Origin of the sequence: Marinobacter lutaoensis (assembly GCF_001981305.1) — a bacterium.
GTDB lineage: Bacteria > Pseudomonadota > Gammaproteobacteria > Pseudomonadales > Oleiphilaceae > Marinobacter > Marinobacter lutaoensis.
Genome location: NZ_MSCW01000001.1, coordinates 491508 through 503650 on the forward strand (window position 1 = coordinate 491508; position 12143 = coordinate 503650).

General features: G+C 66.0%; 10 protein-coding genes. 8 read left to right on the forward strand and 2 right to left on the reverse strand.

Features of this window, described 5'->3' with window-relative positions; all coding sequences use genetic code 11:
• The 8 genes from BTO32_RS02270 (at position 1) to BTO32_RS02305 (ending at position 10354) form a co-directional block, all read left to right on the forward strand.
• Positions 1–2376, forward strand: a complete 2376-nt coding sequence (locus BTO32_RS02270) for an ABC transporter permease (protein WP_245820241.1) — start codon at positions 1–3, stop codon at positions 2374–2376.
• A 26-nt stretch (positions 2377–2402) separates the two neighbouring features.
• Complete coding sequence (locus tag BTO32_RS18180; RefSeq protein ID WP_281251512.1) at positions 2403–3428, forward strand: efflux RND transporter periplasmic adaptor subunit; 1026 nt, start codon at positions 2403–2405, stop codon at positions 3426–3428.
• Between the two features lie 74 nt (positions 3429–3502).
• Positions 3503–4135 (forward strand): DUF2238 domain-containing protein, encoded by a 633-nt coding sequence (locus BTO32_RS02280; protein WP_076722801.1) that lies wholly within the window; start codon positions 3503–3505, stop codon positions 4133–4135.
• The gene (locus BTO32_RS02285; protein WP_076722802.1) at positions 4128–5588 is read left to right on the forward strand and encodes an SLC13 family permease; all 1461 of its coding nucleotides are present in this window, start codon (positions 4128–4130) and stop codon (positions 5586–5588) included. Before BTO32_RS02280 ends, BTO32_RS02285 begins: the two co-directional genes overlap by 8 nt.
• A gap of 188 nt (positions 5589–5776) precedes the next feature.
• Complete coding sequence (locus tag BTO32_RS02290; protein ID WP_076722803.1) at positions 5777–6577, forward strand: C39 family peptidase; 801 nt, start codon at positions 5777–5779, stop codon at positions 6575–6577.
• A 48-nt stretch (positions 6578–6625) separates the two neighbouring features.
• A complete protein-coding gene (locus tag BTO32_RS02295; protein WP_076722804.1) occupies positions 6626–7636 on the forward strand; it encodes a flagellar protein FilC in 1011 nt (336 codons plus the stop codon).
• Between the two features lie 38 nt (positions 7637–7674).
• Entirely contained in the window at positions 7675–9300 is a 1626-nt protein-coding gene (locus BTO32_RS02300; protein WP_076722805.1) for an OmpP1/FadL family transporter, read from the forward strand.
• A gap of 19 nt (positions 9301–9319) precedes the next feature.
• Positions 9320–10354: a MalM family protein gene (locus BTO32_RS02305; RefSeq protein ID WP_076722806.1), complete on the forward strand. Its 1035-nt coding sequence runs from the start codon at positions 9320–9322 to the stop codon at positions 10352–10354.
• A gap of 8 nt (positions 10355–10362) precedes the next feature.
• Here the strand turns inward: BTO32_RS02305 and BTO32_RS02310 are convergent, their stop codons facing one another.
• The gene (locus BTO32_RS02310) at positions 10363–11388 is read right to left on the reverse strand and encodes a polysaccharide deacetylase family protein (protein ID WP_076722807.1); all 1026 of its coding nucleotides are present in this window, start codon (positions 11386–11388) and stop codon (positions 10363–10365) included.
• Positions 11389–11433: 45 nt separating this feature from the next.
• Positions 11434–12105 carry a DNA-J related domain-containing protein gene (locus BTO32_RS02315; protein ID WP_076722808.1) on the reverse strand — a complete coding sequence of 224 codons (672 nt, stop codon included), beginning with the start codon at positions 12103–12105 and terminating at the stop codon, positions 11434–11436.
• Between the last annotated feature and the right edge of the window lie 38 nt (positions 12106–12143).

Below are 12143 nucleotides of genomic sequence, written 5' to 3' on the forward strand. Positions count from 1 at the left end.
GTGGCCCTGACCTCGTCCGTGCTCAACACCAAGGTTCGCCGGGAGCTGTGGCGGATGCGCGGACAGGTGCTGGCGATCGCCCTGGTGATTGCCGGCGGCGTGGCGGTCAGTGTGCTGTCGCTGGCGAACTACACCTCGCTGATCACGACGCGGGCCGCCTACTACGACGATTACCGGTTTGCCGATGTTTTCGTGACCCTGAAACGCGCCCCGCGTCACTTGGCGGCGGTGATCGCCGGGCTGCCCGGGGTTCAGGCTGTGACCGCGCGGGTGGAGGCTTCGGCCAAGCTGGAGGTTCCGGGGTTCGACGAGCCAGTGTCGGCCCGGCTCGTGTCCCTGCCTCCGGAAGGACAACCCCGGGTCAACCGCCTGTTTCTGCGCCAAGGGCGCCTGCCGCATCCCGGTCGTAGCCGGGAAGTGGCGGTGATCCAGAGTTTTGCCGAAGCTCACGATCTGACGCCGGGCGACCGCTTTGCCGCCATCATCAACGGGCGGCGGCAGACCCTTCGCATCACCGGTGTGGTGGAGTCGCCGGAATTCATCTATGTGATGCCCCCCGGGGGCATGTTGCCGGACTACGCCCGCTACGGCGTATTGTGGCTGAGTCGGGACGCCCTGGCCGCCGCCATGGACATGACCGGTGCCTTCAACAGCCTGGTGGCGAGGGTGGCCCCGGAGGTGCCGGTGGCCTCGGTCATGGCTGCCATGGACCGTTTGCTGGCCCGCTACGGAGGTACCGGTGCCCATGGTCGGGAGGATCAGGTTTCCCATCAGTTGCTGGACGACGAGCTGGTCCAGCTCAGGACCATGGCCACGGTGTTTCCCGCCATCTTCATGGCGGTGGCCATGTTTTTGCTCAACGTCGTGATCCAGCGGCTGATCAACACCCAGCGCGACCTCATCGCCATTCTCAAGGCGTTTGGGTACAGCAACCGGCAGGTGGGGTGGCACTTTAGCCAGATGGTGCTGACCATCGCCGTGATCGGCCTGGTTCTGGGTATGGGCCTGGGGGTCTGGCTGGGGCGGGCCATGGGCGAGCTGTACATGCAGTATTACCGGTTTCCCGCCCTGCTGTTCCGGCTGGATTGGGGCTGGATGGCCCTGGTGTCCGGCCTGACCCTCTTGGTGGCCTGGCTCGGTGGCTGGCGTGCCATCCGTCACGCCACCGCGTTGCCGCCGGCGGAGGCCATGCGGCCGGAGGGGCCGGCCCGGTTTCGGGTAACGCGCCTGGAGCGATGGCTGACGCCGCCCCGGTTTTCCCAGCCGTCCCGAATGATTGTCCGGCAGCTGTTCCGGTCCCCCGCCAAGACGGCGCTGTCCCTGAGTGGCGTGGCCCTGGCCACGGCGGTGGTGGTGGTCGGCAATTTTCAGTTCGATGCCGTAACCCTGATGGTGCATGCCCAGTTCGCCCGGGTTCAGCAGCAGGACGCCGCGGTCACCTTCGTCGAGCCGGTCAACGCTTCGGCCCTGTACAGCCTGCGGCGTCAGCCCGGGATCCGGTATGCCGAGGGCCGGCGGGTGGTGGCGGTGCGCCTGGTCAACGGTCATCGACGGTCGCGCACCGTATTGACCGGCCTGCCGGAGCCGGCGCACCTCCAGTTCGTGATCGACCAGGACCTGAATCCAGTGCCGGTACCGGAGCACGGCCTGCTGCTGACGGATTTCCTGGCCCGGTCCCTGGCGGTACGGCCCGGTGACCGGTTGCGGGTGGAACTTCTGGAGGGTGACCGGCGGCGGCTGGAGCTGCCCGTCTCCGGCGTCACCCGCGAGTTCCTTGGGGTGGGGGCCTACCTGCGCCTGCCGGTCATGAACCGCGCCCTCGGTGAAGGTCCCCTGATCAATCAGGCGCTGTTGAACCTGTCGCCGGAGCAGGCCACAGCCACCTACCAGGCATTGCGGGACATGCCCCGGGTTCTGGCCATTACCCTGCGCCGGACGATGCTGGACAGTTTCCATCAGACCATGGCCCGGACCTTTCTCACGTTCACTCTGTTCATTAGCGCCCTGGGCGGGATCATCGCCTTTGGCGTGGTCTACAACACGGTCAGGATCTCACTGGCCGAGAAGGGCCGGGAGCTGGCCAGCCTGAGGGTTCTCGGCTACAGCCACCGCGAGGTTGCCCACATTCTGCTGGGAGAGGTGGCGGTCCTGGTCCTGGCCGGCATTCCGCTGGGGTGGCTGGTGGGGTATGGTCTGGCCGGGGCGGTGGTGACGGCGATGCAGACCGAATTGTACCGGGTGCCGTTGACGGTGACCCCGCAAACGCTGGCGATTGCCGCCTCGGTGGTGGTGGCATCATCCCTGGCCTCCGGCCTGGTGGCCTGGCGGCGGTTGCGCGGGCTGGATCTGGTGGCGGTGCTGAAAACCCGGGAGTAGGCGCGGCCCAGGGCCGGCGACAACGGATGGAACGGAATGAGGTGATGCAGGTGCGAGGGCGGGGCAAATGGCTGTTCTGGGGGCTCTGGGGCGCGCTGGCTCTGGTGGCGGTGGGGGTTGCCCTGCGTCCGGACCCGGTCTGGGTCGACCTGGCCGTGGTCGATCGCGGCCCCCTTGAAGTGGTCATTACCGAAGAGGGGCGAACCCGGGTGAAGGACCGCTACCGGGTGTCGGCCCCGGTGGCGGGGTATCTGCACCGGGTGGCGCTGGAGGTGGGGGACCCGGTTCGGGCCGAGGATCGGCTGGCCCAGGTGGATCCCTTGCCTTCCGACATTCTGGACGCCCGAACCCGGGCCGAGTCGGAAGCGCGGGTGAACGCGGCCCAAGCCGCCCTGATGTCGGCCCGTCAGCAGGTCGAGGCGGCCATGGCCGATGCCCGGCTGGCCCGACAGGAACTGGACCGGTTGCTGGCGCTGAAGGACCGGGACGGCGGCCGTTTTGTCTCGGACGAGGCGTTGTCCCGGGCTCGGGCCAGCGAGGAACGGGCCCAGGCGCAGCTGCGATCGGCGCGGTTCGAGGCGGATGTCCGGGACCATGAGCTGGCCGCCGCCCGTACCCGTCTGGAGGTGTCCGCGGCGCGGCGGCCGGGGCAGACGGTACCGGAGCGACTGGACCTTCGCTCGCCGGTGGCGGGGGCCATTCTGGCGGTGATTCGTAAGAGCGAGGGCATCATCCAGGCGGGGGAGCCCATCGTCGAAGTGGGCAATCCGGAGGCACTGGAGGTGGTGGTGGATGTGCTCAGCTACGACGCCGTCCAGCTCCGGACGGGCGGCGAGGTTCGCCTGCGCGGTTGGGGCGGGGCGCCGCTTGTCGGTGTGGTACGCCGGGTGGAGCCCGTGGGGTTCGAGGACATTTCCGCGCTTGGCGTCGAGGAGCGGCGCGTCCAGGTGGTGGTGGACATCACCAGTCCGGCCGGTCTGGCGGCGGGCGCGCGGGTGGTTCGCCACCCCGACCGGCAGCTCGAGGATGGCACCCGGGTGCGGAGTCGCTGACGACGGTGACCGGGATTGCAAAGCGCCGGGCTCGGTGCCACCCTGATTCGTCCAATGGAAAGGGAGATTGAACCGTGTCGTCCAAGACGCAGCATTCCGTAGCCGCGCTGGCGTGGCTGGCAATATTCTTGGCGGTGTTTCTCTGGTCCGCGATCCATCCCAAGGATCGGCTGACCTGGGTCCTGGAGGTGCTGCCCGCAGTGATCGGATTCGGCGCCGTGATCTGGTGCTATCTGCGTTTTCCCCTGACCCCACTGGTGTACGGGTTGATCCTGGTCCACGCCATCATCCTGATGGTGGGCGGCCACTACACCTATGCCGAGGTGCCGCTGTTCGACACCCTGGGTGACGGGTTCGGGTGGCAACGCAACAACTACGACAAGCTGGGCCACCTGGCCCAGGGCTTCATCCCGGCCATCATCGCCCGGGAAGTGCTGATCCGGCGTGCGGTTTTCGCCCGGCCCCGCTGGCTGGCCTTTTTCGTGGTGTGCTTCTGCCTGGCGCTGAGCGCGTTCTATGAACTGATCGAGTGGTGGGTGGCGTTGCTCAGCGCGCAGGCGGCGGACGCCTTCCTGGGAACCCAGGGATACGTCTGGGATACCCAGTCCGACATGGCCTGGGCCCTGGTCGGGGCCCTCGCGGCGCTGGTGCTGCTGCGGCCGGTGCACGACCGACAGTTGCGGGCGCTGGGGGGGAGCCATGGCTGAGCGGGAACAGGACCGGGCACCGACGGGGTTGCCCCGCAGCCAGGTCATCGGCCTGTTGCTCGGCGCCGCCTTCCTGCTGGCCACCCTGGTGCTGTCACCGCCGCAGGGGATGGCTCCGGAGGCTTGGTCGGCGCTGGGGCTGATGCTGCTGATGGCGACCTGGTGGAGCACCGAGGCCATTCCCATCCCGGCGACGGCGCTGTTGCCGATCGTGCTGGTGCCGGCGCTGGGGCTGGGCTCGATCAGCCAAGCCACGACCCCCTATGCCAATCCGATCATTTTCCTGTTTCTCGGCGGCTTCACCCTGGGGCTGGCGATGCAGCGCTGGAATCTGCACCGGCGCATCGCGCTGGCAACCCTGCGGGCGATGGGGAGTCGGCCGCGGCGGCAGATTGCCGGATTCATGATCGCGACCGCGTTTCTGAGCATGTGGGTCAGCAATACCGCGACCGCGATCATGATGCTTCCGATCGGCCTATCCGTGATCGGCATGACCCGGGACGACAACCGCGACGGGGTGCGCCGCTATGCCACCGCGCTGCTGCTGGCCATCGCCTACGCCGCCAGTATCGGCGGCATCGCGACACTGATCGGCACGCCGCCGAATGCCTTGCTGGCGGCGTACCTGAGCGAGGAGCAGGGCGTGGCGGTCGGATTCGCCCAGTGGATGCTGCTGGGGGTTCCCGTGGCGGGGATCATGCTGGCCTTGGCCTGGTGGTGGCTGACCCGGAAGGACTTCGGGCTGGCCGGCCACACGGACAGTGGCGACCTGATCCGGCGCGAGCTGGCGGAACTCGGTCCGTTCAGCAAGGCCGAAGCCTGGGTCGCCGGGGTGTTTCTGGTCACGGCCATGGCCTGGATCCTGAGGCCGTTCCTGTCCGCACACCTGGCGCCGTGGCTGTCGGACACCGGAATCGCCATCGCCGCTGCCATCGCCATGTTCCTGATTCCGGTGGACGTACGGAAACGGCAATTCCTGCTGGACTGGGACACCGCCAAGGGCTTGCCCTGGGGGGTGCTGCTGCTGTTCGGGGGCGGGCTTGCCATGGCCGGGGTGATCAGCAGCTCCGGCTTGGCGGAATGGATTGCCGGCACCCTGAGCGTGGCGGGCACCCTGCCGACTCTGCTGCTGATCGTTCTGGTCGCCGGCGTCATCATCTTCCTGACCGAAGTCACCAGCAATACCGCCACGGCCGCGGCCTTCCTGCCTTTGCTTGGCGCCCTGGCGGAATCCCAGGGGGTCTCGCCGGTACTGCTGACGGTGCCCGCGGCCATCGCCGCCAGCTGCGCTTTCATGATGCCGGTCGCCACACCCCCCAACGCCATCGTGTTCTCCAGTGGCCACATGCGGATCGCCGACATGATCCGTGCCGGGCTGGCGCTGAACCTGATGGGCATCGCCGTGGTGACCCTGCTGTGCTACGGCCTGATTGCCTTGGTTTTCTCCCTCTGACGGCGGGCGCGCCGGTGATCCCCAGGCCGGCGCCGTCGCCGGCATGAACCAGTTCTCAGAACACCCCCCATTGCAGCGACAGATTTGAGGCACAGTTATCTTTCAGCGTGTCGCGATTTCGGTATCTTACCGTAACAACATGTAACCGCTCGCTGTCGGACCCAATAACAACAGGAACATCACCCAAGATGCTGCTGGTGCTGGCCGGATCACTCCTTACCTTCGCCATCGTGCAGGAAGCCACGGTGGTGGAGCCCGTGACGAAAGGGACCGTGGTCATCGAGCAGGATGTCGATGCCAGCCCGGTGGAGCTGCGGATGGATGTGAAGGTCGAGCCGCTGGTGGAGCAGAAGTACCGGAACATCGTCCGCCAGGCCTATGACTACAGCTGCGGCAGCGCCGCCTTGACCACCATTCTCAATTTCTACCTGGGCCGGACCCTGTCCGAGCGGCAGGTGATGGAAGGGTTGCTGCACTACGGGGAAAGCGAGCGGATCGTCCAGCGCCGTGCCTTTTCCATGCTCGACATGAAGCGGCTGGTTACGGCGCTGGGTTACCCCTCGGGCGGCTTCCGGGCCAGCATTGACGACCTCAAGGACCTGGATCACCCCGCCATCGTTCCCATCCACCACGCGGGCTTCAAGCATTTTGTGGTGCTGCGCACCATCCGCGATGGGCGTGCCTACCTGGCGGACCCTTCCGTGGGCAACATCTCGTTCACGCTGGCCCAGTTCGAGGAGAAATGGGACGACAACGTCCTGTTCATCGTCTTTCCGGGCGGCGAAAAGCCGCTGGACAACCTGGAGCTGAAGGAGGAAGACCTGCGCTTCGTGGACGACCAGACCCTGACGATGTTGGCCCTGCAGCGGATTCCCGAGTTCCACGAGGCCACGGCGCGGCGCATCAACAACCTGCTTGAGCGGCAGAAAAACAACCCGGACGGCAGTGTCGAAAACACCCGAAAACAACTGCACTACCGTCGCAACTGATGGCCGGGCCCGACGCCCGGTGCGGGAACATAACAAAAAGGAAATCGGATGAATCGTTGGCTTGTGCGAGGCGTAATCCTGGCGACCACGGCGGCTGTCTGGCCGGGCGTGGCGCTGGCTCAGGATGACAGCGTGGACCAGGCGCGGGAAGCGTTGGCAAGGCAGGAGGGCGACGAGGACGCGTCCAAGCAGCTGGAAGAGGTGTTCCAGGCGGCGGAAAAAAACTATTCCCTGCAGAAAAAGGGCACGCACGCCCTGAACTACTCGTTCGATTATTCCTACACCGCGGACCAGAGGCTGGATCTGGCCATCACCAACGGATCGGTTCGCAACCTCGACGTGGTGCCCTCGGCCACCCACAACTTCACCAATGCCTTTTCCTACGACTATGGCCTGCTCGACAACCTGACCCTGGGCACCCGCATCCCCCTGGTGGTGAAGTACGACACTGAGGACGAACTCAGCATCTATGACCTTGGCGACGTGTCGTTCACCGGTCGCTGGCAGCCGTTCGCGTACGTGCCGGGCAAGATCTCGACCACCCTGTTTGGCACTTTCACGACGAAGACCGGCGTCAGCCCCTACGAAATCGACATCAAGGAGCAGCTGTCCACCGGCAGCGGCTACTACTCCCTGGGCGGCGGTGTCAGCCTCTCCAAGGTACTGGACCCGGTGGTGGTGTTCGGTTCCGCCAGCGCCACCTACAACTTTCCGGCGGAGGACCTGGAGCAGGTTCGCGGCGCGCGCCTGCTGGTGAAGGTGGAACCGGGCTTCGGCCTGTCCGGCTCAGCGGGCTTTGCCTATTCCCTGTCCTACGACATTTCCCTGAGCGTGTCGGTTCAGCTCAGCTACAGCGACGAGACCGTGCTGACGTTCTCCAACGGCGAGCGGGCCATGGCCCAGGACCAGATGACGGGCTTCCTCAGCATGTCCCTCGGTACCCGAGTCAGCGACACCACCATCGTCAACACCAGCCTCGGTATCGGGCTGACCGAGGATGCGCCGGATTTCTCCCTGGGCGTGTCCCTGCCCATCAACTTCTCAGGCCTGAAAGAGTGACGGTCGCGGCCAATCCGTAACGGCAGGGGAAGGATCTCATGGCACACATCAGCCACAAGCGGCACCTACTCGCGGCCTTGGTCGCCAGCCTGATGTCCGGCGGCGTTCAGGCCCAGCTGGTACAGAACCTCACCATTCACCCGAAGGCGCTGGCGCTGGGCAACGCGGTCACCGCCGACCCGCCGGGCATCATGGCCATTCACTACAACCCTGCGGGGCTGACCAAGCTGGATGGCCGCCAGCTTGAAGTCAACCTGCTCAGTATCTACCTGGATGCCGACGCCGATTTCATGGCACCCGACGGCTATGAGATCTTCGGCATCGACGGGCTGGAAATCGACCCCAATACCGGCCGCCAGCGGGACCCGGTTGCCAACAGCCACAGCCACACCAACAACGTGGCGCTCTACCTGCCGGGCTATGGCATCCTGCGCGCGCCTCCGGGGCCGGCGGTGGCGCCGTCCGCCGGCATCAGCATCAACCCGCCGGGTTCCAAGCTGACCTTCGGCAACGCGTTCTACCTGCCCATGGCCGCCGGCTACTACCGGGACAAGGATGACCCGGGGCGTTACCAGCCCCAGGCTCAGGCCCTACAGCGCATCACCTACCTGTCGCCGACGGTGGGGTATGAAATCAACGACGAGTGGTCGGTGGGAGCGGGTATCCACCTGTCCCACATGGGGCTGGCGGTGGACCAGTACATGCGGGCACCCAACATGCTGCTGGGGGTCGCCGAGATCCTGCAGGACGCCTTCAACTGTGAAAGCGGAGACGAGCCGCTGCAGCCCTGGCTGGCGCTGTGCGGCGGCAACGTGGGCCCCTGGGACGATATCGGCGCGCTCAACCTGAACGTGCAGGAGAGCCTGTCGCCCACCTATGCCCTGGGCGTCATCTGGGAACCGAAGGACTGGTTCCGCTGGGGGGCCAGCTACACCTCCGAAGCCGATATGAACATGAAGGGCACCTTCGAGATCCAGTACACCGACGACTGGTCCGGCTTCTGGCAGAGCGTGAACGGCTCGGTGCTGGGCGCCATTACCTCGGCAATCCTCAGCCTGCCGTCCGGAGCGCCCCGGGAGGCGGGAAATGTGACCCTGGACCTGGTGTATCCCCAGCATTTTCAGACCGGTATCAGTGTCGACGTGCACCCCAAGCTCACCCTGAACGCCGACATCGGTTGGACCGACTTCGCCCAGTGGGACGCCTTCGTCTTCCGTTTCGACCGCAACCTGGAATTCCTGAACGCCGCGCGCATCCTGTCCCCCGACAACGCCACCCCCAACACCCTGCGTCTGCCGCTGGGCTTCAAAAGCCAGTGGAACTGGGCCTTTGGCGCCGAGTTTCATGCCTCGTCCCGGCTGGATCTGAGGGCCGGGGTGGAGATCCGGGATTCGGTGATTCCGGACGATCAGCGCCAGATCATGGCGCCGTTCGGCGGCGCCAACCTGTACAGCATCGGCCTGGGCTATCGCTGGGACAAGGACACGGAGATCGACATGAACCTCAGTTACCTGCAGTCGATCGAGACCATTCCGGCGGATACCAGTTGCAACGTCAACTGCGATAACATCACCAACATCATCTACAACCCCTATGCGGGCCTGAACATCAAGACCTCCTTGCGGGTCGTCATGGCCGGGCTCAGTTTCCGCACCAAGTTCTGAGCCGGGCCGGGGAGGCGTCATGAAAGCATGGATTTCGCAGGGCGGGTACCGGGCCCTGGCCATTCTGACGGTCACCTTGCTGACGGCCTGTCAGGGCGCGGCGCCACCACAGGCTGAACGGGACGGTTACTTCACCTGGGTCGACGAGCAGGGCCGGGTCAGATCATCGCCGATTCCCGCCGCCACGCCGGCACCCGATACCGAGGCGCCCGCCGGGACCCCGGTGCCCGGGAACCGGCCCGAACCCCCGCTGGCGGCGGAACCGGTGGACGACTATACCTTGGAAAATTACCCCGACGGTGACGAGCTTGCGGCACACGGGTTCGTGCGCCCGGGCCAGCCCAAGCCCTATTTCACTTGGCGTGACGCCGACGGCAATATCCGTGTCAGCTACTACACCCGGGATCTGCGCTCGGATCCGGACCGGCCTGAGCGCCGGGGACCGGTCGACATCACCGAAGCCACCGTATATCAGGGGCCGGTTCCGGCTTCGCCGGAGCGGCCGGTGGCGGGTTACGATCCTGACGCCCTCACCATCCTTGGCGTCGAGCCGGACGACTTCTTCAGCCGCTTCACCCGGGATTGCTGTACCTCCCTCAACCCGGCGGGCCACACCCGTTGGGTGACCGGTCGGGAATTCGAGGTGGACCTCACTCCGGAGACGCCGACCCACCGGTTCAGCACCGGCGACAGCCCCTTTGCCCTGGTGGCGCTGCCCCTGCCCAGGGAATACCCGGACTTTCTGATGCAGCTGAGGTCCTACGCCGATGATGGGCTGTTTGTACCCTCGCTGGCTTTCCTGGACCGTAACCTGAAACCGGTTCGGGTGATCACCGACCTGGCCACCACGTTCACGCCGGAAAGCTGGCACACCCGGGCCTATCTGGAAGCCCGGGTGCCGGTGTTTCCTGCCCGGGGGGAGCGCTGGCTGCTGCTGTTCACCCGCGATCGGGACCTCGATGGGCAGACCGTGCACGAGGGCCCGGGCGGCGTCCGGGCCATCCCCCATGGCCGAACCGGAGAGCTGGGGCTGCGGCTGATCACGGAGGACTGAGGCGTTGCTCAGTCCTCCGGCTGGCGCAGATCCAGCCAGGGCTGGGACAGCCAGTAATAGCGCCCGTTTCCGGCGGGATAGGTGCAGTTGTAACGGAACCGCCGGCTGTCGATTGGCCGCGGTGCGGTGACCCGGACCCTGTAGTCATTGTCCGCCTGTACTGGAATCCGGCCCTGACCGGAGGCGAAACAGGTCAGACGCTTGGGGTCGAACCCGTCCGGCAGCGTCAACACCAACGTGGGCGGCTGGCTGTCAACGATACCGTCCGGAAGGGCGGCGGCATCGACCGGCAAGGCCCGGCTGAGCAGCTTGTCCCTGAGACTGCCCAACTGGCCAAAGGCATTGGCCATGGGAAAACGGGGCAGACGACGGCGGTCCGACTGCGGTCCGATCGGTCCCGAATGCTGACCGAACCCGAGCCAGCCCCGGCGGGCCACTTCCGAAGCCAGTCCGGCATCGAATTCGCCATAGGGGTAGGCCAGCATCGGCACCTCGGCTCCCAGTTTCTCGTTCAGCGTCCGCTGGGCCCGGTCCAGACTGTCGGCGACCCGCGTCTGCCAGGCCGACTCAGATTCTCCGGGGGCCCGGGCCAGATGGCCATGGTCGGCGCTGTGGTTGGCGATGGTTACCCCGTCTCGGGCCGCCAGTTCGGCCAGCTGAGCCCAGGTCATGTAGCCGGGCCGCCCGACCGCGTCGGTATTGACGAAAATGGTGTAGGGCCAGCCCCGCGCCTGAAGTCGGGGTGCCGCGTTGGTGTAGACGGAGGCGTAGGCGTCATCGAAACTGATGGCGACTTGGTTGTGATCGTCCGTCCGCGTGAGCGCGGCCTCGGTTCCCCTCTGCAGGGGCACGACCTCCAAACCCAGTTCGGCGATCATGTCCAGTTGGGCTTCGAACAGGGACACGGAGGTACTGGTGGACGGCGGTGTGGCGTCGCTGACGTGATGGTACTGGAGCACGGCCAGGTCAGCCTTTGCGGCACCGGTCAGCAGGGTCGCGAGCAGGGTGGCGAGCAGGTGACATGCGTTTCTCATGACAAACGGTTTCCGACGAAACATGGGTTGGCGGGAACGAACGGGTCAAATCGAGTATTGGAAATGGGCCTTTAGGACCGAAAACGCCTGGTTCAGACGTTGCACGGTCTCGGTGTCGCCCCCCCGGTCCGGGTGGGCCCGCATCACGGCCCGGCGGAAGGCCTGCTTGACCAGGGCGAAGTCCTCGGGCAGGGCGTCCAGGCCCAGCTGCCGGGCGGCGGCCCGGGTTTCCTCCCGGGCCGGCGGCGTGCGCGGAGCGCCGGCCCAGAAGTCATCCATCATCTGGCGGATGCTGTCCTCGGACAGCCGGTACTGGCTCAGATCCAGATAGAACAGGCGAAGTGGGTCCGGCGCGCCGGGCATGGTATCGGTACGGGGCTCGGCCGTGGCCTGCAGGCGGATCCTTAGGGGGCTGATGGTCAGGGATTCTCCAGCCTCCGCCAGTTGGTCACGCAGCCGGTAGAGGGTATGAAATATCAGGAAATGAACCGGGTACAGCCTGGCCGGGTCGTGGAAATCCACGTCGCCGACCAGCTGCCAGGGCGCCGCCTGCAGTGCCTTGATCAGGGCCAGTTCACTGACCCCAGCGGGGTGGGCGCGAAGGGTGTGTTCAATGGCCACCAGCAGGTGCTGAACCTGTTGCTCCAGTTGGGCCTGCCGGGCGTCCTGGCCCCGGGAGGGCATGTCTGTCCGCGAGAGTAAGTTGCGGCTGTCCATGTGTCGAGTGCCTGTCCCTTGATCTCCGTGATGCGTAT

Bases quoted from the DNA above. Each gene is read 5' to 3' on its own strand.
- BTO32_RS18180 (WP_281251512.1), top strand. From the start codon at position 2,403: ATGGAACGGAATGAGGTGATGCAGGTGCGAGGGCGGGGCAAATGGCTG.
- BTO32_RS02285 (WP_076722802.1), top strand. From the start codon at position 4,128: ATGGCTGAGCGGGAACAGGACCGGGCACCGACGGGGTTGCCCCGCAGC.
- BTO32_RS02290 (WP_076722803.1), top strand. From the start codon at position 5,777: ATGCTGCTGGTGCTGGCCGGATCACTCCTTACCTTCGCCATCGTGCAG.
- BTO32_RS02295 (WP_076722804.1), top strand. From the start codon at position 6,626: ATGAATCGTTGGCTTGTGCGAGGCGTAATCCTGGCGACCACGGCGGCT.
- BTO32_RS02300 (WP_076722805.1), top strand. From the start codon at position 7,675: ATGGCACACATCAGCCACAAGCGGCACCTACTCGCGGCCTTGGTCGCC.
- BTO32_RS02305 (WP_076722806.1), top strand. From the start codon at position 9,320: ATGAAAGCATGGATTTCGCAGGGCGGGTACCGGGCCCTGGCCATTCTG.
- BTO32_RS02310 (WP_076722807.1), bottom strand. From the start codon at position 11,388: ATGAGAAACGCATGTCACCTGCTCGCCACCCTGCTCGCGACCCTGCTG.
- BTO32_RS02315 (WP_076722808.1), bottom strand. From the start codon at position 12,105: ATGGACAGCCGCAACTTACTCTCGCGGACAGACATGCCCTCCCGGGGC.